This is a genomic window from Mycobacterium sp. E183, from assembly GCF_001667735.1.
Taxonomy (GTDB): domain Bacteria; phylum Actinomycetota; class Actinomycetes; order Mycobacteriales; family Mycobacteriaceae; genus Mycobacterium.
Genome location: NZ_LZJN01000172.1, coordinates 1 through 25,638, shown reverse-complemented (window position 1 = coordinate 25,638; position 25,638 = coordinate 1). Strand labels below are relative to the sequence as shown.

Genomic DNA, 25,638 nt, shown 5'->3' with positions numbered 1-25,638 from the left:
GGGACCTCCTCAAGGTTCCGAGATCGCTTCGGGCTAGACCCCGAAGTAGACGCCGTACCTGCTCGTCGCGAGCGCTTTCAACAGCCACAGGACCAATCCGGTGCCCGCCAGGGTGCCCCCAGTCACCGCCACGATGAAGGCGGCCCGGAAGCTTTTGGAGAGCGCCGACCGGAGAGGCTTCTGCTGGTCGACGGCAGGCGACGGGTGGATGTCACTGCCGGCCATGGCACTCTCCTCGTTGACTTGCGTTCGAGTCATGAAGGAAATGGTCACCGACGAAGCACCGCTTGCGGAATGACCGGGAAGCCAGATTTGGGTTGCCCCTAGGGATAGGGTTTCCTATCCATTTGGCAAGCATTCGCGTGATCGAGTGCAACCAGTGTCGGTTGTCGCGCGAGCCCTGAAGTCGTCAGAGGACCACGCCCGAAAATCTGATGTTCGGCGCCGCAGTCACTCGTCTCGAGTACTCGAACGCGGGTTGCCCAACCTGCCACGGCGACAACGTGGTTGGGCGCGCCGAAGCGTTTCTCAGTCTGGCTACCCAGCCCGGAACATTCCGCTTGGTCAGTTGAGGGGGAGCGCTTGTGCGCTCACACCAGGAGAGAAATGAGTGGACGAGTCGGCTAGACCAAGCTTGTCGCGTCGAAGACCCAGCTGGTGTCGGCCGTCGCGAGGTTCTCGAAGTGGTTCGGGGGAGCGAAGGCCACCAAGGAGTTCATGTCCCAATAGTCTTTCCACACGGTGATCTTGCCGTCGGCGACCTTGTGCACGGTCACGAATCTCAGCACGCCTTGCTCACCCGTGGTGAACGTCCACGTCTCGGAGTGCTCGTACAGCACGTCGGAACCGTTGGACACCAGCACGCCGTCGTGATTCTCGTAAGCGGCCAGCGGCTCGAGGCCCATCTTCAGCCGCTTGACGATGTCTTCGGGTCCGCGCGCCGACAACGCGGGCACCGGCATGTCGACGTAAAGGCAGTCATCGGACAGGAACGTCTTGACCGCCTCCCAGTCCCGCCGCGAGAGCGCCTGCCATAGCCCGAATACGACATCCTCGACCGAGATCATAGATACGTCTGTCATAGCGCCAATAAACTCGGTTGCCGGACGAGTGTCAACACCGTTCGTAGAGGATGAATCCGTGAGCGGGCGAGCGAAGCTCCTGATCGCGGTAGCCGTCGGCGCGCTGCTGGCCGGGAGCTGCGCAGCGATCGCGTACGGGTTCTGGGCCGTCAGCCAGGATTGCCGGGAGTGGGTAGCCGGCAACGGCTACCGGCTGGTGCACGACGACTGGTGGGCGAAGAGCCGCGGCTGCCTGGCCAGAACGCCGGCCGGTGACGAGGTCACGCACAGCGAAGGGCTGGCCAGCAAGGCGACCGGGTGGGCCTGGCAATTGGCCATTTTCGGTGCCGGCGCCCTGCCGGCGGCGGTCATCTTGGCGCGCCTGACTTTTCGTTGGCGCGCGGATCCCTAGCCGTCGACGCGAGCCATGGACCGCGCCGGTCCCAGCGCCACCGGCAGCGACGACCAGCCCCGCAGTACCCGCGTGTCGCGCCGGCTGCCCGCGCCCGCCCCGCGCGCCTCGGGGAACCGGTCGAAGAACGTGCGCAGCCCCACTTCTCCTTCGGCGCGCGCCAGCGCGGCGCCCAGGCAGAAGTGCCGGCCCCCGGAGAACGCGAGATGCCTTCCGGCGTTGGATCGTTCGATGTCGAAGCGGTGCGGATCCGCGAAGACGGACGGGTCGCGGTTGGCGGCGGCCAGATAGACGAGCACCAGGTCGCCGCGCCGGAGCCGCTGGCCCGCCAGCTCGACGTCGCCCAATGCCACCCGTGCGGTCAGCTGCACCGGCGACTCCAGCCGCAGGATCTCCTCGACGGCGTTGGGCCACAGCTCGGGGCGGCGCCGCAGGGTGTCGAGGCGGTCGGGCGCGTCCAGCAGCATGCGGATCCCGTTGCCCAGCAGGTTGACCGTGGTCTCGAATCCGGCCGCCAACACCAGCCCGGCGATCGCCTGCAGCTCGTTGGAGTCCAAATATGTCTCGGCAGAGCCGCTTTCGGCTATCTGAATCAGCTGGCTCATCAGATTGTCGCTCGGGGCGCGCCGCAGCCGGCTCAGATGCTCGTCGAGCCAGGAGCTGAAGCCGGCCAGCCCTCGCTGCACACTGCGGTACTGCTGCCACGTCAGCCCGATGTCGAGACTCGGCGCGGCGAGCTCACCGAACTCCAGCACCCGCCGCCGGTCCGGCTCGGGTACGCCGAGGATGTCGCTGATGATCGCGACCGGCAGCTGCGAACAGAACCGCCCCACGATGTCGACGACCTGGGAGGCGCCGGACTCGGCGGCCAGCCGGTTCAACAGCTCGGTGGCGGTCTGCTCCACGCGGTCCCGCAGCGCGGCGACCGCCCGGGGAGTGAACACCGCCGACACCGTCTTGCGATACCGGGTGTGGTCCGGCGGCTCGACGGCGAGCAGCGACGGCGCGCGAAGCGGATGCAGCAGGTCGTCGCGGGTGCGGCCCTCCAACCATCGCAACGGCCCCGGCAGATTCGCGCCGAACATCACCACGCGGAAGTCGTCGGAACGCAGCAGCTCGTGGGCGAGCGCATGATCGGCCGTCAGGTAGCTGACGCGGCCCTTGACCAATGGGCCCGCGGCCCGCAGTTCGTCGTAATAGGCCACCGGATTGGCGGCCACCGTCGGATCGGCGATCAGCCGGGCGTGCAGGTCTCCCCGCCGGACCCCGAGCGTCGCGACGCCCCGGATGAAACCGTGCATCGCCAACCAGTGCAGTCGTTCCTTCACCGCCCCCTCCAACGATCGATGTCTTCCGAGCCTAGGCCCGAATCCCTGACCGGGTCAGCACTCGGCGATGATCTTGAAGTCGGTCGTGATGACCTTGTTCGGGTTGCTGCTGTTGATGCCGTAGGCGCTGCCGGTGATCGTGTACGCGTCGTTGGTGACCTCGGCGTGCGCGTCGCCCACCCCGCCTTCCCAGAAGCTGCCGGTGAACCCGTCGACGTTGCGGATCTTCACCCACTGGGGCATCACCCGGTAACCACTGGTGAGCACCACGGCCTCGACGGCGCCGTCGCGGTCCTTGATGTCGATGGTGCGGTACTGCTGGTTCTGGCTGCACGACGGCGGCCGCGTGCTGTGCGTGGCGCCGTCGATGGTCAGGCGGGCCGCTTTCCGCGGCGTGGTCTGGGCCTGACCGCACCCCGCGAGGCCGAAACCGGCGATCACGAGGACGACAACCGCGAGTAACCGGTTTCGCACCGGTTCACCTCCTTCACTGCCGATCCGGCATCATCCTGGGCAGGGACTTGACGATGCTGCGTCGCACGAACTCCGGACTCAGACCCTTGAAGAAGTCGATCAGCCGAATGCTCTTGGGCACGTACCAATGCAACCGCTTCGGGTGGTGGTAAGCCTGCCACGCGGTTTCCGCGACGCTGCTCGCCGGCATCAATCGGAGCATGCCCTTCTTGGGCGCGGTGGCGCGCAGCTCCTCCGCCGTCATCGGCGCGCGGCGGTCGTTGGAGTGATTAGTCGTCGTGGTCAGGATGGCGGTGTCGATCAGACCGGGCAGCACGTCGGCGACGCGGACGCCGTGTCGCTGCCACTCGACGCTGAGCGCCTCGGTCAGGCCCTTGACCGCGTGCTTGGTCGACGAATAGACCGCGAGGCGCGGCATCCCGTAGGTCGCGGACGAGGACGACGTCGAAAACATCAGGCTGCCCGGCGTCTCCTTCAAATATGGCAACGACGCGTAGGCGCCGGTCAGCACGGCCTTGTAGTTGATGTCGACGACGCGCATGGCGGCCTCGTAGGGCACGTCCTCGAACCAGCCGGATTCGCCGATGCCGGCGTTGTTCCACATCATGTCGAGCCCGCCGCCGGTGTTGCCGGCGCAGAAGTCGGCTAGGGCACCCTCCAGGGCCGCCTTGTCCGTGACGTCGACGCGGCGCGTCCACAGCCGGTCGCCGCCCAGTTCGTCGCGCAGCGTGGCCAAGCCGTCCTCGTTGCGGTCCACGGCACCGACCCGCCAGCCCTTGGCGTGGAAGAGCTTTGCGCCCTCGCGGCCCATGCCGCTGCCCGCGCCGGTGATGAAGACCGATTTCACTGCGCGTCAGCCCGTCTCGACCACATCTTTGATGCGGTTCAGCGTCTTGGTCATGTCGCGGACGTTGCGGCGCTTGCGCAGAAAGCCACCGAACAGCCAGTAGAGGCCGAGCCAGGGGGCGGGGTTGAGCCGGAACGACTCGGTCACGTCCGTGCCGCCGCCGCTGGGCGCCAACCGGTAGTGCCAGTTGTTGACCGCCCGATCACCGAGCAGCACCGCGAAACCGAATTCGCGGCCGGGTTCGCACGCGGTGACTTCGCAGGTCGTCCAATACACCGGTCCGATCTCGTTGCGCCTGACGTGGCCGCGGAATTTGGCGCCGAGGGCCGGGCCACTTGCGTCACCCAGCCACTCGGCTTCGAACACTTCCGGGGAGAACCGTCCGATATTGCGAACGTTCGCGATGAGATCCCAGATCTTGTCCGCGGACGCCGCCATATGAACAGTGGCCGAACCTTCCATGCGCTGATCCAAACACAGCTTCCCGCTCGGTCATAGACCGCGACGGTGGTTGATCGTCAGTGCGGAGCCGCCGCCTGGATCAGCCCGTTGATGATCTCCTTGATGCCCTGCGCGGGGTGCGAGTACCAACCGATCGGCAGGCCCGATTGCGCGCCGCACTTCGGCCACGCTTCCACGCCCTGGTCGGCGAAAACCCGGTTGGCCACGGCGATTTGCTGCTCCCTGGTGGCGGCCGCCGGGTTGCCGACACCGCCGTACGCGGCCCAGGTGGCCGGCTTGAATTGAAGTCCGCCGTACTCACCGTTGCCGGTGTTGGCGTGCCAGTTACCGCCGGACTCGCACTGGGCGACCGCGTCCCAGTTGGGGGTGGGGGCGGAGGTGGCGATACCGGTGGACGAAGCTATCGACGCTGCAACGAACCCGCCGACCGCCAGGGACTTGACGAGAGGCTTGCAGAGAATTTTCATGTGATGGATTTCGGCCTCTGTGGCCAAAGCGTTACCTATTCGAAAATGGTGCGAGATATGCCTTCCAGCTGCGGAAATGGCCTTATTGCGGCACGGGAAGAAAGTGTTAGAAACCGTTGAGGAAAAAATAAATTATTGCTGGCAATATGACCGGGTTGCTAACGCCAGCGCCCGTTGGTAGATGGCGTCGAGCCGGCGCGTGCGGACGACGCCGTCCCTGGCGAGGTCGAGCTGCGCGGGGCAGGCGGCCGAATGCAGGAGGTCCCAGTCGGCCACTATCTGGTTCAGCATGGTTTGGTTGAGGTCGTCGATCGCCGACCGGGATGCCGCCAGGTCCGCCGACTGGGTCGGTGCGCCCGCGGGATCGAGCTTCCAGTCCGCGAACCGGCGGTATTCGATGCCCTCGGTGGCGTTGATCTGGTCGCCGAAGACCTTGGTGACGTAGTCGGGGTCGACTTGCCGGGCCGAGGCCTGGGTTGCCAATTTCGCGAGTTCTTGCTGGATGCGGTCGGGGTCTTCGATAGGCCCGTGGGTTTGCCACTTGACCGCGGCCACCGGTTCGGCGATCTGCAACCGCTGCGCGGCGGCGTCGACCAACTCGGTGAGCGCGTCCGCGTCGTCCGCCGCCGCCGGCGATGCGACGAACACGGCCAGCGCGCCGACGAAGCCGCCGCAGCGCGCGGTCAGGCTGATGCGGCGGCAGGTCATGACCATGATTCTGCGGCAGCGGGGCACTTCGGAGTTAGCCTGAAGTGCTGATGTCGTCGATCATGGGCAGGCGCGGCCCGCAGCGCGTTGGCGGGAAGCGCGGAAAGTCGTTGCGTTCGAAGCAGATTCGTGCGCTGATTGCGGTTGCGCTGGCGCTTTCGTTGTTATTGGGCGCTGCGATCCTGATGATCGACCGCCTGCATTCCACGCCCGCCGACGCCCTCGACCATCCCGCCAGCCCGGTGAGTGACGATCAGTCGAGGACTCAGGTTGTCCAATCGGCTCGGAACGTCGTGGCCGCGGCGGCCTTGCGGACGGCGTCGGCCGGCTACTCGCTGATGTCGTGCAAGAACCGCGACGACCCGCCGTACCAAGGCGCGGTCTACCTGACGTTCTCGGTGCCCGCCGCGCCGCGGGCCGACATGTACTTCGCCCGAATCGCCGCAACGCTGACCGACCACGGCTGGACCGAGGGCCTGCCGCCCAACAATCACGCCTTCGCCACGACGTTTACCAAGGACGCCGTCACGGTGATCGTTTACCGCCACGACGACGAGCCCAATGTGGGCGTGCTGCGCGTCTACGGCGAATGCCGGAACATGACCGATCACCGCGCGGACGCGACCGCCTGGACCGATATCACCGGCGAGTTCGCCAGGCCGAGCTGATCGGGCGGGAAACGCACCGCTGCGCCCGACGGCGTCGTCGTCGGGCGCAGCGGTGAGCTCGGTACAGCTGAGGTTATCCGCCGCCGGGGGTGGCGCCCAGGCTGCTCTGCAGGTCGCCCTTCATGGCGTTGAGCTGGGCGCCCCAGTACTCCCAGCTGTGGGTTCCATAGGGCGGGAAGTTGAACACGGCGTTGTGGCCGCCGGCCGCGTTGTAGGCGTCTTGGAACTTCTTATTGACGCCGATCATGAAGTTGCTCTCGAGGAACGTGGCCGGCAAATTGGCACCGCCCAGTTCGTTCGGAGTCCCGTTGCCGCAGTACACCCAGAGCCGGGTGTTGTGTTCGACAAGCAGGTTGACGTTGACCAAGGGGTCGTTACGCTGCCACGCGGGGTCGTTGTCAGGCCCCCACATGTCTTCCTTCTTATAGCCGCCGGCGTCGCCCATCGCCAAACCTATCCAGCCCTGCCCCGTGGACGGGCTGAGGTAGCCAGACAGCGACCCGGCATAGACGAACTGGGCCGGGTGGTAATTCGCCAGGTTCATCGCGGAAGCACCCGCCATCGAGATCCCGACCGCGGCGCTGCCGTTCGGCTTGACACCCTTCTCGGACGACAGGTACCCGGGCAGTTCGCTGGTCAGGAACGTTTCCCACTTGTAGGTCGAGCAGCCGGCCTTTCCGCACGCGGGGCGGTACCAGTCGGTGTAGAAGCTGGATTGCCCGCCGACCGGCATGACGATCGAGAGACCCGACTTGTAGTACCACTCGAACGCGGGCGTGTTGATGTCCCAGCCGTTGTAGTCGTCCTGAGCGCGTAACCCGTCGAGGAGGTACACCGCCGGGGAGCCGCTTCCGCCGCTCTGGAACTGGACCTTGATGTTGCGGCCCATCGAGGCGGACGGCACCTGTAGATACTCGACGGGCAGACCCGGGCGCGAAAACGCGCCCGCGGTCGGCGCGCCGCCGGCAAGACCGACCAGGCCCGGCAGGGCCGCTGCCGCTGCCGCACCGACTAATAGCCGGCGCCCCCAGGCCCGGACCTTCTCGCTCAGTTCTGTCATACCTGCCCCTTGTCGTATGTGATGGCGGTCTCAGCAGGAATTTACCGGGTGAATAGGCCGAATGTCGATCGGGACGCGGTGTCGTCTCGATTTGGTATCGCTTTTCTTCCGGCAATTTCGCGGCCCGGATTAGGGCACGGCAGCCCTACCGGCCGGCCGGTTCGCCACCCGGCACCACCGGGGACCGGTCCAAAACGCCTGGCAGCGGTGGCTGGGCCCGGGTTTTACTCAATGGCACAAAGGCCCATTCTCGGTCCCGCCGTGACGGGCGCCCGCCCCGCGACGGCTAACCGCCGCGGAAAAGGCCGATTCGGTGCGCAAGAGCTTTATCACGGCGGAAACATGCGACGGTTTCGCGGCGCCGCGGGCCGCTCGCTCACCGGCGCGTCCCGTCCGCGGGCGGCGGTTGTCGCCCGGGGGCGAAGCCGAACCGGGGCAGCCGGACTTGCGCCGACCGCGTAGGCTCTCACGGAGCAAGCCGATGGAGACCACATTTTCTCGGTCCGTTCCGGCTCTCACGAACCACCTCACCAGGGGAATTACTGGTGCGCGCGGTGCGGTGAGGGTGTCGGAGGTCCGGGACCGATTGGGGCATAAGTTTTGGACACGGTACTTGGGCTATCAGTGACGCCGACCGCCATTGGGTGGGTCCTCGCTGAGGGACACGGCGCGGACGGCACCATCCTGGACCACCGGGAGATGGCGCTGGTCCCAGGCCGCGGCGTCCGCGCCCTCAGTACCGCAGAGCAAGTAGCCGACGAGGTATTGCGGGTGGAAGCGCAGGCGGCTGCCAGCGATCGCCGGCTGCGCGTCATCGGGGTTACCTGGAACGACGAAGCGTCCGCCCAGGCGGCACTGCTGCTGGAAGCGCTTACCGACGCCGGCCTCGACAACGTCGTGCCGGTCCGTGCGCTCGACGCGGTCGAAACACTGGCCCAGGCCATCGCGCCGGTCATCGGCTACGAGCAGACCGCCGTCTGCCTGCTCGAACGTGAGGGGACGACCGTTGCCATGGTCGACACTCACGACGGGGAGACACGGACGGCCACCAAGCAGGTGGGCGGCGGCTTCGACGGCCTGACCCGCTGGCTGAGCGGCATGTTCGACCGCAATGGCTGGCAGCCGGGCGGGGTCGTCGTCGTCGGCGCGCAGAGCGACGTCGACGGTTTCTCCTGGCAACTCGAAAAGACGCTGCCGGTACCGGTTTTCGTGCAAACGATGGCGCAGGTGACCATCGCACGGGGCGCGGCGCTGACCGCCGCCCGCAGCACCGAGTTCACCGACGAGCAGTTGGTGATGCAGGACAGTGCGCCCGCCGCACCGCCCGCACCGCCGCGCAAGCTTTCATACGCCGGCGCCGTCACCACCCTGGCCGCCGGTGTGGTCACGTTCGTCTCTTCGTTATCGCTCGCCGTGGGTATTCAGTTGGCCCCGGCCAGCAAGCCTGGCCCACGGCACGCGGTGCAGCCGCCCACACCACAAATCGCCGAAGCCGTGGCGCCGCCCCCGGTCGTAGCGCCGCTGACCCCGCAGGCGAAGGTGCCCGCCGGTGAACCGATTACCGAACCCGCCGCCCCAGAGGTGCAGCAGTCCGAACCCGGTACCCGGCAGCCCTACCTGACAAGGGTTCTCGAGCACATACCGGCCGACGCCGGTGAGCCGACGGGCGACTCGGCGCCACAGGCGCCCGCGCTGCCGCAGCCCTGACGTCGAACCGCTCAGGCGTCCTTCGCGTGCGTCGCGGTGAAGGACAACGCAACGTCGTCGGCGACCTGGAGCGAACCCATCAGCAGTGAGTACGGCTTGACGCCGTAGTCCGTCTGCCGGACCGTGGACTCGGTGGACATGCGCCACGCGTCCCCGAGGTCCTCTGTCCGCAGCTCGATTACGTGGTCCCGCGTCTTCCCCCGCACGGTGAGTTCGCCGCTGAGCCGGTATCCATCGCCGGTCTTGTCGACCGCCCGTGCGACGAAACGGATCTCGGGAAACCGGCTGGCATCCAACGACTTCAGGGCGTTGGACCGCACCAAGGCCTTCTCGGGCGCGGACAATCCCTTGACACCGCCCTCGCCGCGCAGCACCTCAAGCGAGTCGGTTTCGACCACGAGCTCGACCGCGGCCGGCTCGGAACCGGCCCAGCTCACGGTGGCGTGCCAGCGGGTCATCGCGATCGTGAGCCGGTGCCCCATCCGGGCGGCGCGGCCCCGGACTCCCGTGGCAAGCAGTAGTTCGCCGTCGGACGCGTCCAGTCGCCATTCGTCGGTCATGGGCCGATGTGCGATCACATCGTCAGGACCGTGCGGTAATGCGCGCGTCCCTGCTCCAACGCCGCGTAGCCCTCGGCGGCCTGCGACAGCGGCAGTTCCTCGACCCAGGCCCGCACCCCGGACAGCACGGCGAAATGCATTGTGTCTTCAACATCTTTCGCCGTGCCCGAGGGATGCCCGACGATGCTGATCCCGGGTGTGATGAGCTGGACGGGACTGATCGGCAACGGTTCCGGCGTGACGCCAATGGTGACGAGCTCGCCCTGCGGCGATATCCCGCCGACGGTCGCGGCCATCGCCGGCGAGTTGCCCGCGGTCGCCAGCACGACCGCGGCCCCACCCAAGGCCTTCAGCGCCTCCGCGGGATCGGTGGCGGTGGAGTCAATATAGTGGTGGGCGCCCAACTTCCGGGCGTCCCCCTCCTTGCCGGTGCCGCGAGCGATGGCGATGGTCTCGAAGCCCATCGCCCGGGCGAACTGCACCCCGAGGTGCCCGAGCCCGCCGACACCGAGGATGGCGACCCGGTCGCCCGGCACCGCCTTCGTATGGCGCAGCGCGTTATAGGTGGTCACACCGGCGCATCCCATCGGCGCGGCTTCCGCGTCGGAAAGCCCTTCCGGTGTGCGAGCGAGCGCGCTCCCCGGGACGGTCACCGATTCCGCGTACCCGCCTGGATATTGGTAGCTGGGGACCTTCCCGTTCTCGCAATGGATGAAGTGGCCTTTCCGGCATTCATCGCAGTGGTAGCAGCACCCGCCGAACCACCCGACCGCGACACGATCGCCGACGGCGAAACCGTCCACACCCGCACCGAGTTCGGCTATCGTCCCGGCGATTTCGTGCCCGGGCGTCAACGGCCACGTCATGCCGGGGAAGCCACCGGCGACAAAGTGTGCGTCCGTGCCGCAGATTCCGCACGCGGTCACGGTTATCCGCGCCTCACCGCGTCCCGGTGGCTTGGTTTCGACATCGACCAGTTCCAACGGTGCCCCGGCCGACGCTACGTGAACTGCTCGATGGGTTGCCATGCAGTTGAGGCTACTGGGCGGCAGGGGATTTCGCGCCGTCGGTGTGGTAGTCGACCTGCCAGTGCTTGATCCCGTTGAGCCAGCCGGATCGGAGCCGTTCGGGCTTCCCGATCGATTCCAGGTTCGGGATGCCGTCGGCGATGGCGTTGAACATCAGGTCGATGGTCATGCGCGCCAGGTTCGCGCCGATGCAGTAATGCGCGCCGGTCCCGCCGAAACCCACGTGCGGGTTCGGGTCGCGCAGGATGTTGAAGGTGAACGGGTCGTCGAAGACGTCCTCGTCGAAATTGGCTGAGCGGTAGACCATCACCACCCGCTGGCCCTTCTTGATCTGCACGCCGGACAGTTCGTAGTCCTCGAGCGCGGTGCGCTGGAATGACGTCACCGGGGTGGCCCACCGGACGATCTCGTCGGCCGCGGTGGCGGGGCGCTCCCTCTTGAACAGCTCCCACTGATCGGGGAAGTCGGTGAAGGCCATCATGCCCTGGGTGATGGAGTTGCGGGTTGTTTCGTTGCCGGCCACGGCCAGCAGGATGACGAAGAAGCCGAACTCGTCGTCGGAGAGCTTGTGGCCGTCGATGTCCGCCTGGACCAACTTGGTGACGAGGTCTTCGCCGGGATTCGCCGTCCGGTCGGCGGCCATCTGCATGCCGTACATGATGAGTTCGACGGACGCGGTGATGGCGTCGTTGCTGGCGAACTCCGGATCCTGGTCGCCGACCATCTCGTTGGACCAGTGGAAGAGCTTCTTGCGGTCTTCCTGCGGCACACCCATCAACCCGGCAATCGCCTGCAACGGCAACTCGCACGAGACCTGCTCGACGAAGTCACCGCGCCCCTCCGCCGCCGCTTCCGCGACGATGCGCCGCGCCCGCTCGGCGAGGTCGTCGCGCAGGCGCTCGATGGCCCGGGGGGTGAACGCCCGCGAGATGATCTTGCGCAGCCGAGTGTGTTGCGGCGCATCCATGTTGAGCAGGACGAACTTGCCGCGTTCGACTTGTTCGCCGACCGTTCCGTCCTTGTAGCGCGGCAGCGCGGTGTTTTTCAGGCTGGAGAAGACGTCGCTGCGTAGCGAGACCTCTTTGACGTCCTTGTGCTTGGACACCACCCAGAAGCCGCCGTCGTCGAATCCGCCGGCCCCGATCGGTTGTTCGTTCCACCAGATCGACGCGGTCCGCCGCAGTTCGGCCAGTTCCTCCACCGGCAACCGCTCGGCGTGGATGTCCGGGTCGGTGAAGTCGAATCCGGGAGGAAGATTGGGGACCGGCTTGGCGGTTGGCTCGACGGTTGGCATTGCCCGCTCCTCGATGACGAAGTGGTCTAGTCGTCTTTGTGCAAATAAACCATTGCCGCACCACGGTTGGGAAGCGTTGACACAAGATCGCCGGGCACAAATTGAAACGTGTTCCTCGTTCTCGGGCCGCTTGGCCGATACGGTCTTGTGGCCCGCGTCTCGATGGATATGCTTTGGTGCAGGTCACCGGCGACGACAGGCGGGGTGGAACATGATTCGGGAACTGCTCAGCGCCGCTTCGATAGCGGGCATCGCGATCGGCATGGCGCCGAGCGCCGCAGCCGGGTACGACGGCGACGTGCCAGGCATGAACTATCAGGCCTCGTTGGGCGCGCCGTGCGACAACTACGAGCGCTTCATCTTCGGTCGGGGCCCCAGCGGCCAGGCCGAGGCGTGCCACTTCCCCCCGCCGAACCAGTTCCCCGCGGCCACCACCGGGTATTGGGTCATCTCCTACCCCCTGTACGGGGTGCAGCAGGCCGGCGCGAAGTGCCCTGGACCGCAGGCGGCGGCGCAGTCGGATCGCGGGCTGCCGATGCTGTGCCTGGGGGCGCAGGGTTGGCAAGAGGGCTGGTTCACCGGGGCGGGATTCTTCCCTCCGGCCGGATGAGCGGCTGAGTCATGAACGACGGCCGGCCCGGCGAGACCCTCGTCCCGCGCTGGCTTCGGTTCGTCCTCGCGTCCGATCGTGCCGGCTCGGCGTGGTACATCGGGACGGGATTCTTTTTCGCGCCGGTCCTCGCAGTGCTATCGCCGTGGCCCGCGGTCACCGCCGTGCTGTGGGGAATCATCGGGCTGGCCGGGCTGTGGCTCGGCCTGCTGGGGATCGCGATGGCCGTCGGCCTGGCCCGAATCTTGCGGTCCGGGGCCGAAATCCCCGAGGACTACTGGCGCAGCCTGGTGAACTACTAGCCCGGCGCACCCCGGCTAGAGTCATAGCAACTGTCCTGCGACCAAAGGAGACTCGAGATGGCTTTCAACCCGAAGGATGCGGTCGACGCGGCCAAGGACATCGCGACCAACGCGGTCGAAAAGGCCTCCGACATCGTCGAACACGCCAGCGACATCATCCGCGGTGACATCTCCGGCGGCGCCAGCGGGATCGTTCAGAACTCGATCGAGATCGGCACGTACGCGGTCGACAGGACGAGGGAGATGTTCAGCGGCCGCGACGCGCTCGACGACGACGAGGTCTAGTTCCGCCGTCAGACCGACGCGGCCTCGTTGAGTTCGTCAAGCCGGTTGGTCGCTTCCAGGTATTCCTGCACCCAGCGCTCGATGACGGTCGCCGTCTTCTCCACCTTGGTGAACTGACCGACGACCTGACCGACCGGATTGAACGCGACGTCCACGCTCTCGTTCGGGTACCGGTTGGTGGCCCGCACCGCCATGCCGGAGACCATGTACTGCAACGGCATACCGAGCGGCTTCGGGTTGTCCGGCTGCTCCCACGCCTCGGTCCAGTCGTTGCGCAACATGCGGGCCGGCTTACCGGTGAACGACCGGCTGCGAACGGTGTCCCGGCTGCCCGCCTTGACGTACGCCTGCTGCTGAACCGGCGTGTTCGAGGATTCCTCGACCATCAGCCACTGCGAGCCCGTCCATGCGCCTTGGGCCCCCAGCGCCAACGCCGCGGCGATCTGCTGGCCGCTGCCGATACCGCCGGCCGCCAGCACCGGCACGGGGGCGACTTCCTTGACCACCTGCGGCCACAACACGATTGAGCCGACCTCACCGCAGTGGCCGCCGGCCTCGCCGCCCTGGGCGATGATGATGTCGACGCCCGCGTCCGCGTGCTTGCGGGCCTGCGACGGCGAGCCGCACAGCGCGGCGACTTTGAGCCCGGCCTCGTGGATGTGCTTGATCATGTCGGGCGGGGGAGTGCCGAGCGCGTTGGCGATCATCTTCACCTTCGGGTGCTTCAGCGCCACCTCGACCTGGGGCGTGGCGGTCGCCTCGGTCCACCCGAGCAGCTGCAGGCTGTCGCCGTCGCTGTCCTCGATCGGCACGCCGTGGTCGGCGAGGATCTTCTTGCCGAAGTCGAGGTGTTCCTGGGGCACCATCTTGCGCAGCGTCTCGGCGAGCTCTTCGGCCGAGAGGTGCGAGTCCATGCCCTCGTACTTGTTCGGGATGACGATGTCGACGCCGTAGGGGTGGTCGCCGATGTTCTCGTCAATCCAGTTGAGTTCGATCTCCAGCTGCTCGGGGGTGAAGCCGACCGCGCCGAGGACGCCGAACCCCCCGGCCTTGCTGACCGCCACCACGACATCACGGCAGTGGGTGAACGCGAAAATCGGAAACTCAATACCAAGCTCATCGCAGATGGCGGTGTGCATGCCTACTCCTGGGGCGCGGAACCGAAGCTCAACAAATTGAAACGTGTTCTAGTTTAGTACGAACCGCATTGACGTGGCCAGCGGGTCTTGACCTGCGTTTTGTCACTACGACCCGTCGGCCCCGTCAGAGTGCGGCGCTGCGCACGACCCACAGCGCCACGAACGCGAACATGCAGCCGGCACACACCAGGTGATCCCGGCAGACGGAGCGCGCCAGCCGGGTCTGCTCGGGCGGATCGTCCGCGCGCCGCCCCAGCCGCACCGCGTCGGGGACCGTTTGCGTCAGCGCGAGCATGATCGGAAGCCCGGCCAGGACGACCGACAGTGCCAGCAGCCACCACGGCTCCGGCCCCAGCGCGGACTGGTAGGTCAACGCCGCCACCAGGATCACCATGACGGCGGCGATCAGCCGATTCATCGGGCGAGACGTGGTGGTGGCGCGATGGTAGTAAGCCGCGATGGAAGCGAGCACCTCCTCGGGCAGATCGGCTGGCGGAGAACGGAATCGGAGCACCTGCACATCGAAGATCAGATCCATCCACAAGACTGCGAGCAGGAATCCGGCGCAGGCCGTGAGCAACGAGGCCATGGCGCTCCTCCATCTCCGTGCCACTGGGAGCACGCGTCGACGTGCACCCATTGTTTCCCAGCCCCACGTCGAAATGGAATCACTTCTGCCACTTGAGTTTCAGCGGCGATCGGGGCGAGCGGGATCAGACAGCTCAAACTCGTCATTCAGGGGCCGCTCGACATCCGTCTGGTCGCCGAACGGATTGTTGTCGGTGGCCCGCCGTACTATTCGAACATGCGTTCGAGTAACCGTGAGGAGATCGCCGCGGACTATGCCGCGCTGAGCGATGTCGTTTCCCGCATTCTCGGCCACTCCTACCTTCCACCACCCCGAAAAGCTGATGTCGGACGGGGACGAGGACGTCGACCCGCCGTAGCGATCGGACTATTGATCCGCTCCGTGGCCAGCGGGTAGCGTAGTGCTGCCAATTACGACACCGCACGTCGCGTAATTGGGTTACGCCCGTCTCCGAGAGGATCGGCTCGATGCGCAGCGCCTATGCCGGCGATCCCTTCACCACGTCCACGGCGGAGATCGAGGCCGCCCTCGCGGACGTCAGCATCCCGACGCTGTTGCTTTCGCTGGTGCACATCACCGGTGACCCGCGGTTCATCCGCGACTTCAAACAGATGGGCGTCTTCCTCAACGAGATTCAGGGGTTCATGTCCGAGGAGGACAAGGCGCGGGCCCGCGCGGCGGCCCTGCCGGCGATCATCGACTATCGGGACCGCGGTTGCCCAGAGCCAAAGCCCCTGAGCCTCGACCTCATTCGGGAGATGATGGACTGGGCGGCCTGCGAGCACGTGCCCGACGATTACCTGCCGCTGATCCTGGAAGAGATGGACCTCGACGGCGTCGATCCCCGCCGCCCCCATGCCCTGCCGGCCGACGACGCGGCGGACATGCCGGTCCTCGTCGTCGGCTGCGGCGAATCGGGCATCTTGGCCGGAATCCGGCTCAAGCAGGCAAACATTCCGTTCACCATCGTGGAGAAGAACGCCGGACCGGGCGGAACATGGTGGGAGAACAGCTATCCCGGTGCGCGCGTCGACGTCGCGAACCACTTCTATTGCTACAGCTTCGAACCCAATAACGACTGGACACATTTCTTCGCCGAACAACACGAACTGCAGGACTACTTCACGAAGGTCATGGCGAAGCACGACCTGGCCGAGCACGTGCTGTGGAACACCGAGGTGCTGGCCGCCGAGTGGGTCGACGACGACGCCACCTGGAGCATCCGGCTGCGCGGCGCCGAGGGCCAGACGAGCACCGTGCGCGCGCGAGCCCTGATCACCGCGGTCGGCCAGCTGAACCGGCCGAACATCCCCCACTTCGACGGCGCCGACAGCTTCGCGGGGCCGTCATTTCACTCCGCCGCCTGGGACCACTCGGTCGACCTGCGCGGCAAGCGGGTCGCGCTGATCGGCGCCGGCGCCAGCGGCTTCCAGATCGCCCCCAGCATCGCCCCGGAGGTCGAGCACCTCACCGTGTTCCAGCGGACCGCGCAGTGGATGTTCCCCAACCCGATGTACCACGACGAGGTCGGCGAGGGCATGCGCTGGGCCATGCGCCACCTGCCGTTCTATGGACGGTGGTACCGGTTTCTGGTGCTCTGGCCCGGGTCCGACAAGGGCCTGGACGCCGCGGAAAGCGACCCGAACTACGCCGACCAGGACCACGCCGTCAGCGACATCAACGCCGCCGCCCAGATGATGTTCTCCCAGTGGATCACCAGCCAGGTCGGTGAAGGGGACGAACTGCTGGGCAAGGTGATGCCGGACTATCCCGCCTGCGGCAAACGGACCCTGCAGGACAACGGCAGCTGGCTGCAGACGCTGCGACGCGACAACGTCGACCTGGTGCGCACGCCCATCCGGCGGATCATCCCACACGGCATCGTCACCCAAGACGGCGAGACGCACGAGGCCGACATCATCGTGTACGCCACGGGATTCCGGCACACCGACGTGTTGTGGCCGCTGAAGATCACCGGCCGCGACGGGGTCGACCTGCGCGAGATGTGGGGGAGCCGTCCGTACGCCTACCTCGGCATCACCGTCCCGAAGTTCCCCAACTTGTTCATCATCTACGGGCCCGGGACCCACCTCGCCCACGGTGGCAGCCTGATCTTCCAGTCCGAACTGCAGATGCGCTACATCGACCAGTGCCTGGCGCGGCTGGCCGAAGGGGACGTGCACTCGCTGGAGCCGAAGCCCGACGCCGCCGCCGCGTGGCATGAGCGGACGCAGACCCAGATCAAGAAGATGGTGTGGGCGCACCCCGCGGTCAAACACTCCTACTTCAAGAACGCCGACGGGGAGATCCACACCGTCAGTCCGTGGCGCCTCAACGAGTACTGGGCGGCGGTCCGCGAGCCCGATTGGGCCCAATTCGTGGTACGGCAAGGGAAGTGAGCACGCCAGCATGCGCACGGTAGTCGTCGACGGGCCCCGCGCCATCCGGGTGGAAACCCGGCCAGATCCCGCCCTTCCCGGCCCCGACGGAGCGATCGTCCAGGTCACCGCTGCCGGCATCTGTGGTTCCGACCTGCACTTCTACGAGGCCGATTTCCCGATGCCCGAGCCGATTGCGCTGGGACATGAAGCGATCGGCACCGTGGTGGAGGCGGGCCCGCAGGTGCGCACCGTCAAGGTGGGCGACCTCGTCATGGTGTCGTCGGTGACCGGGTGCGGCGCCTGCGCAGGCTGCGCCACCCGCGATCCGGTCTTGTGCCACAACGGGTTCCAGATCTTCGGCGGCGGCTTGCTCGGTGGCGCGCAGGCCGATCTGCTGGCCGTGCCCGCCGCCGACTTCCAGCTGCTGAAGATGCCGGAATCGATCAGCACCGAACAGGCGCTGCTGCTCACCGACAACCTCGCCACCGGCTGGGCGGCGGCGCAACGCGCCGACATCCCGTTCGGCGGCACCGTGGCGGTCATCGGCTTGGGCGCTGTCGGACTGTGCTCGCTGCGCAGCGCGCTGTTCCAAGGCGCCGCAACGGTTTTCGCGGTCGATCAGGTGGACGGGCGGCTGGACCGCGCAGCCAAGTGGGGGGCGACACCCCTGAAGGCCCCCGCGGTCGGGGCCATCCTCGACGCCACCGGTGGCCGCGGCGCGGACGCGGTGATCGATGCCGTCGCCACGGACGCCTCCCTGACGGACGCTCTCAATGCGGTGCGAGCGGGCGGTACCGTCTCGGTTGTCGGCGTGCACGACATGAATCCGTTCCCGCTCAACGCCCTGGGCTGCCTGATCCGCAGCATCACCCTGCGGATGACGACCGCGCCCGTGCAGCGCACCTGGCCGGAATTGATCCCGCTGCTGCAGTCCGGGCGGCTGGATGTCGACGGCATCTTCACGACGACGCTGCCGCTGGACGAGGCGGCGAAGGGCTACGCCACGGCGGCGTCTCGGTCGGGCGACGACGTGAAGATCCTGCTGACGCCGTAGCCCGCTACCGGGTGGCCGTTATGTATTGGGACCGCATGAAACTGTCGATCTTGACGTCGACGTCCGGCGGGGTCATCCCGTAGCCGGCCTGCAAGTCGAGCGTGCTGCGGACGGGATCGACCGACCAACCGTGGGCGGCCAGCCGTTCCGCGGGGTCCGTCTGGGGCTCGTAGGTGAGGGCGGAAAAGTCGACGTCGCCGGACATGTTGACGCCGGGATGGGCCGTCTCCAGGGCCTCGAGTTGGTCGTGGTCGAGGCGGGAACCCAACGCCCCGATGGCGATTCGGCTGCCGGGTGCGCTGAGTCCGCTGATCCGGGTGAAAAGCGTGTTCTGGGCCTCGTCGGTCAGGTAGGGCAGCACGCCCTCCACCGACCAGGCGCTGGGCCGCTCCACGTCGAAGCCCGCGTCCTCCAGGGCTCTGGACCAGTCGGCGCGCAGGTCGGCCGCGACCTCGACCCGGGGGGCCTTGGGTTTGGCGCCGTGCTGGGCGAGCACGTGGGCCTTGAACTCCAGCACCTTCGGCAGATCGACCTCGAAAATCCTTGTGCCCTGGACCCATTCGAGCCGATACGCGCGGGAGTCCAGACCGGCGGCGACGATCACCGCCTGGCGGATGCCCGCGGCGCCGGCCTCGACGAAGAAGTCGTCGAAGAACCGCGTCTGCACGCCGTAGAGGCGAGGAAAGGCCAGCTCGTCTTCGGAGGTCCCCGGGTTTGCGAGCTTGGCCGCCAAGTACGGGTCTCGCGACGCTTCGATGAAAACCTTGGCGTAGTCATCCCGGACGAGTGGTCGCGGGCTCAGCGCGTGGAGCGCGCGCCATCCGGCCACCAGCAGGGCGGTGTAACCCACGCTGCTGACGATGTCCCAGTTGTCGTCGTCGGAACGGAGCGACCCAAACTCAGGCGTCGGGCTCATGATCGCCCCTCCCATCAACAATCGGCCCCGGCAAGAGACGTATCCAACGTACCCGTCGGTTCAGAGTTCGAGGAGCACCGTGACGGGACCGTCATTGACCAGTTCGACCTGCATGCTCGCACCGAACACCCCGGTCTGGACCTCGGCGCCCAGCCGCCGCAGCGCGTCGGCGAACGCCGCGACCAGCGGCTCGGCTGCTCCGCCCGGCGCGGCCGCGTTCCACGACGGCCGTCGGCCCTTGGCGGTGTCGGCGTAGAGGGTGAACTGGCTGACCACCAGTATGGGCGCGCCAACGTCGGCCGCCGATCGTTCGTCGTCGAGAATCCGCAAATACCAGAGCTTTTCAGCGAGCCGGCGCGCCCTGTCGAGATCATCGCCGTGGGTGACGCCCACGAAGGCCAACAAGCCCTGACCGGCCGGCCGAATGGCGCCCACCACTGCACCGTCGACCGCCACCGTCGCCGACGTCACCCGCTGCACCAGGACCCGCATGGGCCTTGATGCTGCCAGGCCGGGCCGGAAGAGCTTGGGTAGGCTCGTTGGATGTCTGTGCTCGTGGCGTTCTCCGTCACCCCGATGGGGGTGGGCGAGGGCGTCGGCGAGATCGTCGCCGAAGCGGTTGGGGTGGTCCGCGAATCCGGCCTGCCCAACCGGACGGATTCGATGTTCACCGTCATCGAGGGCGAAACCTGGGAAGAGGTGATGGGGGTCGTACAGCGCGCCGTGGAGGCGGTCGCCGCCCGCGCGCCCCGGGTCAGCACGGTGATCAAGGCGGACTGGCGGGCCGGGGTCAGCGACGCGATCACGCAGAAGGTCGCCACCGTCGAGCGTTACCTCGAAGGCGGCTAACCCAGAACGCCTCGCTCGGCTATGCCTTCTCGCGCTGCCAGTAGGCTCATGCCGGTGAGCGCACGCGCAGGCATCGTCGTCACCGGAACCGAAGTCCTCACCGGACGCGTCCAAGATGCGAACGGTCCCTGGATCGCGGATCGCCTCCTGGAGCTGGGCGTCGAGCTGGCGCACATCACGATCTGCGGCGACCGCGCCAAAGACATCGAGGCGCAGCTGCGCTTCATGGCGGAACAAGGCATGGACCTGATCGTCACCAGCGGCGGCCTGGGCCCGACGGCCGACGACATGACGGTCGAGGTGGTGGCGCGCTTCTGCGGCCGCGACTTGGTGCTGGACGACGAGACCGAGAACAAGATCGCGAACATCCTCAAGAAGCTGATGGCCCGCTTCGAGGGCGTCGACTTCGACGCGGTGCGCGCCGCCAACCGCAAGCAGGCGATGATTCCCGCCGGAGCGCAGGTGCTCGACCCGGTGGGCACCGCGCCCGGTGTGGTCGTCCCCGGCAAGCCGACGGTCATCGTCCTTCCGGGCCCGCCGCGCGAGCTGCAGCCGATGTGGAGCCGGGCCATCGAGACGCCCGCGGCGCAGCAGGCGATCGCCGGCCGAACGCTCTATCGGCAGGAAACCGTGCGAATGTTCGGGCTGCCCGAATCGGGTCTGGCCGAGACGTTGCGCGACGCCGAGACGTCGGTGCCGGGCTTCGAGTCGCTCGAGATCACCACCTGCCTACGGCGGGGCGAGGTCGAGATGGTGACGCGCTACGAGCCGGACGCCGCAGCCAGCTACGCGAAACTGATGCAGCTGGTGCGCGACAAGCACTCTCAGCAGCTCTTCTCCGAGGACGGCTCCACGGTCGACGACCTGGTGGCCCGGGCGCTGGCCGGCCGCCGGATCGCAACGGCCGAATCCTGCACGGCGGGGCTGCTGGCCGCGCGGCTGACCGACCGCCCCGGATCGTCGGACTACGTCGCCGGCGGGGTGGTGTCCTACTCGAACGAGGCGAAGGCGGAGCTGCTCGGCGTTGACCCGGCGCTGATCGAGGCGCACGGAGCGGTGTCCGAGCCGGTGGCCGAGGCGATGGCGGCCGGCGCCATCCGCCGCTTCGGCGCGGACACCGCCGTCGCGATCACCGGCATCGCAGGCCCCGGCGGTGGCACACCCGAAAAACCCGTCGGGACGGTCTGTTTCAACGTGACCCTCATCGACGGCCGCAAGGACACCCGAACCCTGCGGCTGCCCGGCAACCGCTCCGACATCCGGGAGCGCTCGACGACCGTGGCGATGCACCTGCTGCTGCGACTGCTCAGCGCGGCCGACTAGGAGCGACGCCCGATCACGTCATTTCGGTTGGCAGAAACGCGCTTTCGGCGGTGCCGAAGCGGATGCCCGTGGCGTCCTTGCCGATCAGCGTCAGGAACGCGACCGCGATCAGCACCGGCACGATCGTCGCCGCCAGGGCGAAGGGATACCCGTGCGACTCGGCAAGGCGCTCTTGAATGGGTAGGTTGAACGCCGCCAACAGGTTTCCCAACTGGTAGGTGACGCCGGGGTACAGGCCGCGGATCGCGTCCGGCGACATCTCGGTCAGGTGGGCGGGGATTACGCCCCACGCGCCCTGCACGAATAGCTGCATCAGGAATGAACCGAGGCACAGCATCGCCGCCGTGCGCGAGTAGGCGAACAGCGGCACGATCGGCAGGCCGAGCATCGCGCAGAAGATGATGGTGTAGCGGCGGCTGAACCGCTGTGACAGCGTGCCGAAGACAAGCCCGCCGATGATGGCGCCGATGTTGTAGACGATCACGATCAATTTGACGGTAGCGCTGGACAGGCCGGCGCCGTGGTTGGCGGTCGAGGTCAGGAAGGTCGGGTAGACGTCCTGGGTGCCGTGGCTCATCCAGTTGAATGCCGTCATCAGCAGCACCAGGTAGAAGAATCGGCGGATGATCGCCCCGTCGCGCAGCACGTCGCGGATCCTGGTGCTGGTCAGTTTCATCTGATCCTGCGCGGCTTCCCAGACCTCGGACTCCTCCACGCGGTAACGGATGATCAGGCTGACCAGAGCGGGGACGATACTCAGCGCGAACAGCCACCGCCACGACAACCCGAGCCAGTTCATCACCACCAGCGAGGCGACGCTCGCCAGCAGGTAGCCGAACGCGTAGCCCTCCTGGAGCAACCCGGAAAAGAAGCCGCGCCGCTCGACGGGAACCTTTTCCATCGCCAGCGCGGCGCCCAGGCCCCACTCACCGCCCATGCCGATGCCATAGAGCAGCCGCAGGATCACCAGCACGGTGAAGTTGGGTGCGAACGCGCACAGGAAGCCCACCACGGAGTAGAACATCACGTCCACCATCAGCGGCAGCCGGCGCCCGACACGGTCGGCCCACAACCCGAACAGCAGCGCGCCGACGGGACGCATGATCAGGGTGGCGGTGGTGACGAAGGCGACCTCTGCCTTGCTGTGGTGAAAGGTCTTGGCGATGTCGGCGTAGACGAGCACGACGATGAAGTAGTCGAAGGCGTCCATCGTCCAGCCCAGCAACGCCGCGACGAACGAGTTCCGCTGATCGGCGGTCAGCTTGTTTCGAGGACTTTGTGTTGTCACGTTGAGCATCGTGGCCTACCGGGCGCGCGATGGCGAGTCTTTCTGCCCGCGTGCCACGACGGCGGGTTTCACACCGCGCTCATCCCACCAACCTCCGCAGCCCTTGCCGATAGGCGTAGAGGCTGTGGCGCCATAGTGCGCCGGGACCGCCGCTGTTGATGTAGATCGCGGCGCCGACGTGCTCGTAGGGGCACGGCGGTAGCAGCGGAATGAGATCCGAATAGTTCACCACGCGGTCGCAGAGCCGTTTCCACATGCAATCCGCGAGAGTAAGTTCCGGATACATGCGCATCATCGACGCCGACGGACACGTCGCCGAGAATCCCTCGCTGGCGATCGAAGCGATCAAACGCTGGCCGCAGTACGTCAAGCCCAGCTCCGACGGGCGGATGCGGTTGACGTTCGAAGGCCGCAACTACCCGGAGGACCGGGGCCCGGGCGCGGGGTGTCCGCCGGAGCACGGCATCAGCGATGCGCCCGACATCAACTGTCGATCCACCGAGGGCGTGCTGGGCGACGCCGACCGCGACCACATCGACACGATGGTGCTGTACCCGAGCCTCGGCCTGTGCGCGCCCACCCTCGAGGATCCCGAGTTCGCCGCCGGGTTCGCCCGGCTCTACAACCAGTGGATCGCGGATTACTGCGCACCGTCGGGTGGACGGTTGCGGGGCGTCGCCGTCACCCCGATCGAGCATGGCCAGGCGGCGATCGACGTCATGACCGAAGCGAAAGACCTTGGGCTGGTGGCGACCCTGGTGCCGCCGGCGCTCAAGACGCGAAACCTCGACCACCCCGACCTCGACCCCTTCTACGCCGCGGCGGTGGATCTGGAGATGCCGTTGGGCATCCACGGCGCCCCGGGCATTCACCTGCCGAAGATCGGCGTGGACCGGTTCACCAATTACATTCAGGTGCATTGCATCAGTTTTCCGTTCGACCAGATGACGGCGATGACGGCGTTGGTGTCCGGCGGTGTCTTCGAGCGCCACCCGCAGTTGCGCGTCGCCTTCCTCGAGGCCGGCGCGGGGTGGGTCCCGTTCTTCATGGATCGCCTGCACGAGCACTACGAGAAGCGAGGCGACTGGGTCGAACGCGGCTGGCGCCGCGATCCGCACGAATATCTGGCCGCGGGCAATATCTGGGTGACGTGCGAGCCGGAGGAGCCCATCCTGCCCGGGGTGATCGACGTGCTCGGCGCCGACTTCATCATGTTCGCCAGCGACTACCCGCACTGGGACGGCGAATGGCCGGAAAGCACCAAGCACCTGCGGACCCGCCCGGACATCAGCGAAGAGGCGCGCGAAAAAATTGGTGGGCTGAACGCGCAGCGCTTCTACAACCTGAATTAGGTTCTGCTGGTTGGCGACTGGCAACCAGCGACCGGTGTTGGCTCAATGACGGTCGCGGATGTACCGCGTTGTCGCCGGCCTCCCGCACAAACGTCGTGTCAAGCGACCCGATAGCCTCGGACGATACCGAAATTTGCGTCGAGACGAGGTTCTGCATGGCTGACAAGTGGTTCTCCGACATCAGCGCGCCGGGACAATTGACCCTTGCGGACGTCTGCGACCAGATCGAGGAGAAAATCCATCTCAATGCGGACAACCAGAGACCCCCGCAGGAGTTTCCCGACTGGGAGTCCTGTGTGGCGGATCGGGACGCCACCATTGCCAAGTTGAGCGCCGCCGTCGTCAACCTCTGCCAGATGGTGAAGCACTTGGCGTCGCAGCGCGGTGACGCTTAGCGCGGCGGTGAGCTGAACGGCTGCCGTTCTCGCACCGGTGGTGAGAGGATCGTGGGCATGGGCCCCTTTCTGCTTCGCGCCGCACTGACCGGTTTCGCCTTGTGGCTGGTGACGAAATTCGTGCACGGGATCACGTTCGTCGGCGGTGACACGAAGCTTCAGCGGGTCGGCATCATCTTCGTCGTCGCCGTCATCTTCGGTTTGGTCAACGCGTTCATCAAGCCGATCGTCCAGATTCTGTCCATCCCGCTCTACATCCTCACCCTTGGGTTGTTCCACATCGTCGTCAACGCGCTGATGTTGTGGCTCACCGCCCGCATCACCGAGCACACCACGCACTGGGGTCTGCAGATCGATCACTTCTGGTGGACGGCGATCTGGGCGGCGATCGTGTTGTCCATCGTGAGCTGGCTGCTGTCGCTGGTGATTCGCGACGTGGGCCGCCGCACCCGGGCCTGAGGGCTCAGCGGCCCTGCCAGCGCGGTGGTCGTTTTTCGGCGAAGGCGCGCGGCCCCTCCTTGGCGTCCTGCGTCTCGAAAATGCGGTCGCTGTGCCGGGTTTCGTTGTCATACGCCGACTCGAGGTCGAGCGCCAACCCCTCGACGGCGGACTGCTTCGTCGCGTACACCGCCAGCGGTGCGTTCGCCGCGATGCGCTCGGCGTAGTCGTACGCGGTGTCCATCAGCCGCTCCGGCGGCACCACCCGATTGATCAGCCCCATCGCCAGGGCGCGGTCCGCGTCCACCATGTCGGCGGTCAGCAGCAGTTCCATCGCCAACGGGTAGGGCATTTGCCGCGGCAGTCGCACGGTGCTACCGCCGCCGGCGAAGAGGCCACGCTTGGGCTCCATCACCGCAAAGCGCGCGGCGGGTACTGCGATCCGGATGTCGGTGGAACAAGGAAGACGCCATTCACGCCGTCCTGCACCGGTTTCCCGTCTACAAGCCGATCGTCGCCGCGATCAATGGCACCTGCGTCGCGGGCGGCTTCGAGATGCTGAGCTCCACCGACATCCGGATCGCAGTACCCGCCGCGCGCTTTGCGGTGATGGAGCCCAAGCGTGGCCTCTTCGCCGGCGG

32 protein-coding genes and 1 pseudogene are annotated in these 25,638 nt (G+C 66.8%); 14 read left to right on the top strand and 19 right to left on the bottom strand.

The window, feature by feature from the left end:
* Window positions 1-33: 33 nt before the first annotated feature.
* Together A5691_RS20705 and A5691_RS20700 are read right to left on the bottom strand one after the other, a co-directional pair.
* On the bottom strand, window positions 34-258 hold the full coding sequence (locus A5691_RS20705; RefSeq protein WP_156669957.1) for a hypothetical protein: 225 nt from the start codon (window positions 256-258) through the stop codon (window positions 34-36).
* A 365-nt stretch (window positions 259-623) separates the two neighbouring features.
* Entirely contained in the window at window positions 624-1,067 is a 444-nt protein-coding gene (locus A5691_RS20700) for a nuclear transport factor 2 family protein (protein WP_067750034.1), read from the bottom strand.
* Window positions 1,068-1,140: 73 nt separating this feature from the next.
* On the opposite strand from A5691_RS20700, the gene A5691_RS20695 reads away from it, so the two are divergent.
* Window positions 1,141-1,473 (top strand): hypothetical protein, encoded by a 333-nt coding sequence (locus A5691_RS20695; RefSeq protein ID WP_067750035.1) that lies wholly within the window; start codon window positions 1,141-1,143, stop codon window positions 1,471-1,473.
* On the opposite strand, the gene A5691_RS20690 is transcribed toward A5691_RS20695, so the two are convergent.
* The 6 genes from A5691_RS20690 to A5691_RS20665 all read right to left on the bottom strand — a co-directional run bounded on the left by A5691_RS20690 (window position 1,470) and on the right by A5691_RS20665 (window position 5,765).
* Window positions 1,470-2,801, bottom strand: a complete 1,332-nt coding sequence (locus tag A5691_RS20690) for a cytochrome P450 (protein WP_067750036.1) — start codon at window positions 2,799-2,801, stop codon at window positions 1,470-1,472. The two genes, A5691_RS20695 and A5691_RS20690, sit on opposite strands and share 4 nt — an antisense overlap.
* Window positions 2,802-2,855: 54 nt before the next feature.
* The gene (locus tag A5691_RS20685) at window positions 2,856-3,275 is read right to left on the bottom strand and encodes a lipoprotein LpqH (RefSeq protein ID WP_067750038.1); all 420 of its coding nucleotides are present in this window, start codon (window positions 3,273-3,275) and stop codon (window positions 2,856-2,858) included.
* 13 nt (window positions 3,276-3,288) lie between these two features.
* Window positions 3,289-4,122: an SDR family oxidoreductase gene (locus A5691_RS20680; protein ID WP_067778412.1), complete on the bottom strand. Its 834-nt coding sequence runs from the start codon at window positions 4,120-4,122 to the stop codon at window positions 3,289-3,291.
* Between the two features lie 6 nt (window positions 4,123-4,128).
* Complete coding sequence (locus A5691_RS20675) at window positions 4,129-4,602, bottom strand: SRPBCC family protein (protein ID WP_197498853.1); 474 nt, start codon at window positions 4,600-4,602, stop codon at window positions 4,129-4,131.
* A gap of 38 nt (window positions 4,603-4,640) precedes the next feature.
* Window positions 4,641-5,051, bottom strand: coding sequence for a resuscitation-promoting factor RpfC (rpfC, locus tag A5691_RS20670; RefSeq protein ID WP_197498608.1), 411 nt, complete (start codon window positions 5,049-5,051; stop codon window positions 4,641-4,643).
* 132 nt (window positions 5,052-5,183) lie between these two features.
* Entirely contained in the window at window positions 5,184-5,765 is a 582-nt protein-coding gene (locus tag A5691_RS20665; RefSeq protein ID WP_067778422.1) for a chorismate mutase, read from the bottom strand.
* Window positions 5,766-5,809: 44 nt separating this feature from the next.
* On the opposite strand from A5691_RS20665, the gene A5691_RS20660 reads away from it, so the two are divergent.
* Window positions 5,810-6,427: a hypothetical protein gene (locus A5691_RS20660; RefSeq protein WP_197498852.1), complete on the top strand. Its 618-nt coding sequence runs from the start codon at window positions 5,810-5,812 to the stop codon at window positions 6,425-6,427.
* A gap of 73 nt (window positions 6,428-6,500) precedes the next feature.
* Here A5691_RS20660 and A5691_RS20655 read toward each other — a convergent pair whose 3' ends face one another.
* The gene (locus A5691_RS20655; protein WP_067750046.1) at window positions 6,501-7,487 is read right to left on the bottom strand and encodes an esterase family protein; all 987 of its coding nucleotides are present in this window, start codon (window positions 7,485-7,487) and stop codon (window positions 6,501-6,503) included.
* A gap of 600 nt (window positions 7,488-8,087) precedes the next feature.
* Between A5691_RS20655 and A5691_RS20650 the strand changes: the two genes are divergently transcribed.
* Window positions 8,088-9,194 (top strand): hypothetical protein, encoded by a 1,107-nt coding sequence (locus A5691_RS20650; RefSeq protein ID WP_067750048.1) that lies wholly within the window; start codon window positions 8,088-8,090, stop codon window positions 9,192-9,194.
* Window positions 9,195-9,205: 11 nt separating this feature from the next.
* On the opposite strand, the gene A5691_RS20645 is transcribed toward A5691_RS20650, so the two are convergent.
* From A5691_RS20645 to A5691_RS20635, 3 genes are read right to left on the bottom strand one after another with little or no spacing between them, the layout of a single operon-like run.
* Window positions 9,206-9,754, bottom strand: a complete 549-nt coding sequence (locus A5691_RS20645) for a YceI family protein (RefSeq protein WP_068015330.1) — start codon at window positions 9,752-9,754, stop codon at window positions 9,206-9,208.
* A gap of 14 nt (window positions 9,755-9,768) precedes the next feature.
* On the bottom strand, window positions 9,769-10,782 hold the full coding sequence (locus A5691_RS20640) for an alcohol dehydrogenase catalytic domain-containing protein (protein WP_068015328.1): 1,014 nt from the start codon (window positions 10,780-10,782) through the stop codon (window positions 9,769-9,771).
* A 10-nt stretch (window positions 10,783-10,792) separates the two neighbouring features.
* Entirely contained in the window at window positions 10,793-12,076 is a 1,284-nt protein-coding gene (locus A5691_RS20635; RefSeq protein ID WP_068015326.1) for a cytochrome P450, read from the bottom strand.
* 211 nt (window positions 12,077-12,287) lie between these two features.
* Here A5691_RS20635 and A5691_RS20630 point away from each other — a divergent pair, with 211 nt between their 5' ends.
* From A5691_RS20630 to A5691_RS20620, 3 genes are read left to right on the top strand one after another with little or no spacing between them, the layout of a single operon-like run.
* Window positions 12,288-12,686, top strand: coding sequence for a hypothetical protein (locus A5691_RS20630; RefSeq protein ID WP_067750056.1), 399 nt, complete (start codon window positions 12,288-12,290; stop codon window positions 12,684-12,686).
* An 11-nt stretch (window positions 12,687-12,697) separates the two neighbouring features.
* The gene (locus tag A5691_RS20625; protein ID WP_067750058.1) at window positions 12,698-12,988 is read left to right on the top strand and encodes a hypothetical protein; all 291 of its coding nucleotides are present in this window, start codon (window positions 12,698-12,700) and stop codon (window positions 12,986-12,988) included.
* A 57-nt stretch (window positions 12,989-13,045) separates the two neighbouring features.
* Entirely contained in the window at window positions 13,046-13,273 is a 228-nt protein-coding gene (locus A5691_RS20620) for a hypothetical protein (protein ID WP_067750059.1), read from the top strand.
* Between the two features lie 8 nt (window positions 13,274-13,281).
* On the opposite strand, the gene A5691_RS20615 is transcribed toward A5691_RS20620, so the two are convergent.
* Window positions 13,282-14,412 carry a nitronate monooxygenase gene (locus A5691_RS20615; protein WP_067750060.1) on the bottom strand — a complete coding sequence of 377 codons (1,131 nt, stop codon included), beginning with the start codon at window positions 14,410-14,412 and terminating at the stop codon, window positions 13,282-13,284.
* Window positions 14,413-14,536: 124 nt separating this feature from the next.
* A complete protein-coding gene (locus A5691_RS20610) occupies window positions 14,537-15,001 on the bottom strand; it encodes a hypothetical protein (protein ID WP_067750065.1) in 465 nt (154 codons plus the stop codon).
* Window positions 15,002-15,468: 467 nt separating this feature from the next.
* Here A5691_RS20610 and A5691_RS20605 point away from each other — a divergent pair, with 467 nt between their 5' ends.
* Both A5691_RS20605 and A5691_RS20600 read left to right on the top strand, forming a co-directional pair.
* On the top strand, window positions 15,469-17,400 hold the full coding sequence (locus tag A5691_RS20605) for an NAD(P)/FAD-dependent oxidoreductase (RefSeq protein ID WP_068015324.1): 1,932 nt from the start codon (window positions 15,469-15,471) through the stop codon (window positions 17,398-17,400).
* A gap of 10 nt (window positions 17,401-17,410) precedes the next feature.
* Entirely contained in the window at window positions 17,411-18,436 is a 1,026-nt protein-coding gene (locus A5691_RS20600) for an alcohol dehydrogenase catalytic domain-containing protein (protein ID WP_067750069.1), read from the top strand.
* Window positions 18,437-18,440: 4 nt separating this feature from the next.
* Here A5691_RS20600 and A5691_RS20595 read toward each other — a convergent pair whose 3' ends face one another.
* On the bottom strand, window positions 18,441-19,352 hold the full coding sequence (locus A5691_RS20595; RefSeq protein WP_067750075.1) for a class I SAM-dependent methyltransferase: 912 nt from the start codon (window positions 19,350-19,352) through the stop codon (window positions 18,441-18,443).
* A 60-nt stretch (window positions 19,353-19,412) separates the two neighbouring features.
* Window positions 19,413-19,844, bottom strand: coding sequence for a D-aminoacyl-tRNA deacylase (dtd, locus tag A5691_RS20590; RefSeq protein ID WP_067750077.1), 432 nt, complete (start codon window positions 19,842-19,844; stop codon window positions 19,413-19,415).
* Between the two features lie 51 nt (window positions 19,845-19,895).
* Here dtd and A5691_RS20585 point away from each other — a divergent pair, with 51 nt between their 5' ends.
* Both A5691_RS20585 and A5691_RS20580 read left to right on the top strand, forming a co-directional pair.
* The gene (locus tag A5691_RS20585) at window positions 19,896-20,201 is read left to right on the top strand and encodes an MTH1187 family thiamine-binding protein (RefSeq protein WP_067890316.1); all 306 of its coding nucleotides are present in this window, start codon (window positions 19,896-19,898) and stop codon (window positions 20,199-20,201) included.
* A gap of 48 nt (window positions 20,202-20,249) precedes the next feature.
* On the top strand, window positions 20,250-21,524 hold the full coding sequence (locus A5691_RS20580) for a competence/damage-inducible protein A (protein WP_067890313.1): 1,275 nt from the start codon (window positions 20,250-20,252) through the stop codon (window positions 21,522-21,524).
* 13 nt (window positions 21,525-21,537) lie between these two features.
* On the opposite strand, the gene A5691_RS20575 is transcribed toward A5691_RS20580, so the two are convergent.
* Both A5691_RS20575 and A5691_RS28145 read right to left on the bottom strand, forming a co-directional pair.
* Window positions 21,538-22,821, bottom strand: coding sequence for a sialate:H+ symport family MFS transporter (locus A5691_RS20575; RefSeq protein ID WP_156669960.1), 1,284 nt, complete (start codon window positions 22,819-22,821; stop codon window positions 21,538-21,540).
* 70 nt (window positions 22,822-22,891) lie between these two features.
* Window positions 22,892-23,068, bottom strand: a complete 177-nt coding sequence (locus A5691_RS28145) for a hypothetical protein (RefSeq protein WP_156675525.1) — start codon at window positions 23,066-23,068, stop codon at window positions 22,892-22,894.
* A 28-nt stretch (window positions 23,069-23,096) separates the two neighbouring features.
* Between A5691_RS28145 and A5691_RS20570 the strand changes: the two genes are divergently transcribed.
* The 3 genes from A5691_RS20570 to A5691_RS20560 all read left to right on the top strand — a co-directional run bounded on the left by A5691_RS20570 (window position 23,097) and on the right by A5691_RS20560 (window position 25,018).
* Window positions 23,097-24,164: an amidohydrolase family protein gene (locus tag A5691_RS20570; protein ID WP_068015321.1), complete on the top strand. Its 1,068-nt coding sequence runs from the start codon at window positions 23,097-23,099 to the stop codon at window positions 24,162-24,164.
* Between the two features lie 155 nt (window positions 24,165-24,319).
* The gene (locus tag A5691_RS20565; protein ID WP_067778451.1) at window positions 24,320-24,559 is read left to right on the top strand and encodes a hypothetical protein; all 240 of its coding nucleotides are present in this window, start codon (window positions 24,320-24,322) and stop codon (window positions 24,557-24,559) included.
* A 57-nt stretch (window positions 24,560-24,616) separates the two neighbouring features.
* The gene (locus tag A5691_RS20560; protein ID WP_067890306.1) at window positions 24,617-25,018 is read left to right on the top strand and encodes a phage holin family protein; all 402 of its coding nucleotides are present in this window, start codon (window positions 24,617-24,619) and stop codon (window positions 25,016-25,018) included.
* Between the two features lie 4 nt (window positions 25,019-25,022).
* Here A5691_RS20560 and A5691_RS20555 read toward each other — a convergent pair whose 3' ends face one another.
* Complete coding sequence (locus tag A5691_RS20555) at window positions 25,023-25,409, bottom strand: enoyl-CoA hydratase-related protein (RefSeq protein ID WP_231980954.1); 387 nt, start codon at window positions 25,407-25,409, stop codon at window positions 25,023-25,025.
* A 143-nt stretch (window positions 25,410-25,552) separates the two neighbouring features.
* Between A5691_RS20555 and A5691_RS28770 the strand changes: the two are divergent.
* Window positions 25,553-25,638 (top strand): annotated as a pseudogene (locus A5691_RS28770) (carnitinyl-CoA dehydratase); the annotation flags it as partial.

Excerpts from the sequence above, each read along its gene's own strand:
- A5691_RS20555 (WP_231980954.1), bottom strand. The coding sequence starts at position 25,409 with ATGGAGCCCAAGCGTGGCCTCTTCGCCGGCGGCGGTAGCACCGTGCGA.
- A5691_RS20620 (WP_067750059.1), top strand. The coding sequence starts at position 13,046 with ATGGCTTTCAACCCGAAGGATGCGGTCGACGCGGCCAAGGACATCGCG.
- A5691_RS20560 (WP_067890306.1), top strand. The coding sequence starts at position 24,617 with ATGGGCCCCTTTCTGCTTCGCGCCGCACTGACCGGTTTCGCCTTGTGG.
- A5691_RS20565 (WP_067778451.1), top strand. The coding sequence starts at position 24,320 with ATGGCTGACAAGTGGTTCTCCGACATCAGCGCGCCGGGACAATTGACC.
- A5691_RS20635 (WP_068015326.1), bottom strand. The coding sequence starts at position 12,076 with ATGCCAACCGTCGAGCCAACCGCCAAGCCGGTCCCCAATCTTCCTCCC.
- A5691_RS20645 (WP_068015330.1), bottom strand. The coding sequence starts at position 9,754 with ATGACCGACGAATGGCGACTGGACGCGTCCGACGGCGAACTACTGCTT.
- A5691_RS20630 (WP_067750056.1), top strand. The coding sequence starts at position 12,288 with ATGATTCGGGAACTGCTCAGCGCCGCTTCGATAGCGGGCATCGCGATC.
- A5691_RS20600 (WP_067750069.1), top strand. The coding sequence starts at position 17,411 with ATGCGCACGGTAGTCGTCGACGGGCCCCGCGCCATCCGGGTGGAAACC.
- A5691_RS20625 (WP_067750058.1), top strand. The coding sequence starts at position 12,698 with ATGAACGACGGCCGGCCCGGCGAGACCCTCGTCCCGCGCTGGCTTCGG.
- A5691_RS20705 (WP_156669957.1), bottom strand. The coding sequence starts at position 258 with ATGACTCGAACGCAAGTCAACGAGGAGAGTGCCATGGCCGGCAGTGAC.
- A5691_RS28145 (WP_156675525.1), bottom strand. The coding sequence starts at position 23,068 with ATGTGGAAACGGCTCTGCGACCGCGTGGTGAACTATTCGGATCTCATT.
- A5691_RS20700 (WP_067750034.1), bottom strand. The coding sequence starts at position 1,067 with ATGATCTCGGTCGAGGATGTCGTATTCGGGCTATGGCAGGCGCTCTCG.
- A5691_RS20605 (WP_068015324.1), top strand. The coding sequence starts at position 15,469 with ATGCGCAGCGCCTATGCCGGCGATCCCTTCACCACGTCCACGGCGGAG.
- A5691_RS20660 (WP_197498852.1), top strand. The coding sequence starts at position 5,810 with ATGTCGTCGATCATGGGCAGGCGCGGCCCGCAGCGCGTTGGCGGGAAG.
- rpfC (WP_197498608.1), bottom strand. The coding sequence starts at position 5,051 with ATGAAAATTCTCTGCAAGCCTCTCGTCAAGTCCCTGGCGGTCGGCGGG.
- A5691_RS20665 (WP_067778422.1), bottom strand. The coding sequence starts at position 5,765 with ATGGTCATGACCTGCCGCCGCATCAGCCTGACCGCGCGCTGCGGCGGC.
- A5691_RS20640 (WP_068015328.1), bottom strand. The coding sequence starts at position 10,782 with ATGGCAACCCATCGAGCAGTTCACGTAGCGTCGGCCGGGGCACCGTTG.
- A5691_RS20585 (WP_067890316.1), top strand. The coding sequence starts at position 19,896 with ATGTCTGTGCTCGTGGCGTTCTCCGTCACCCCGATGGGGGTGGGCGAG.
- A5691_RS20595 (WP_067750075.1), bottom strand. The coding sequence starts at position 19,352 with ATGAGCCCGACGCCTGAGTTTGGGTCGCTCCGTTCCGACGACGACAAC.
- A5691_RS20610 (WP_067750065.1), bottom strand. The coding sequence starts at position 15,001 with ATGGCCTCGTTGCTCACGGCCTGCGCCGGATTCCTGCTCGCAGTCTTG.
- A5691_RS20615 (WP_067750060.1), bottom strand. The coding sequence starts at position 14,412 with ATGCACACCGCCATCTGCGATGAGCTTGGTATTGAGTTTCCGATTTTC.
- A5691_RS20655 (WP_067750046.1), bottom strand. The coding sequence starts at position 7,487 with ATGACAGAACTGAGCGAGAAGGTCCGGGCCTGGGGGCGCCGGCTATTA.
- A5691_RS20580 (WP_067890313.1), top strand. The coding sequence starts at position 20,250 with ATGCCGGTGAGCGCACGCGCAGGCATCGTCGTCACCGGAACCGAAGTC.
- A5691_RS20570 (WP_068015321.1), top strand. The coding sequence starts at position 23,097 with ATGCGCATCATCGACGCCGACGGACACGTCGCCGAGAATCCCTCGCTG.
- dtd (WP_067750077.1), bottom strand. The coding sequence starts at position 19,844 with ATGCGGGTCCTGGTGCAGCGGGTGACGTCGGCGACGGTGGCGGTCGAC.
- A5691_RS20575 (WP_156669960.1), bottom strand. The coding sequence starts at position 22,821 with ATGCTCAACGTGACAACACAAAGTCCTCGAAACAAGCTGACCGCCGAT.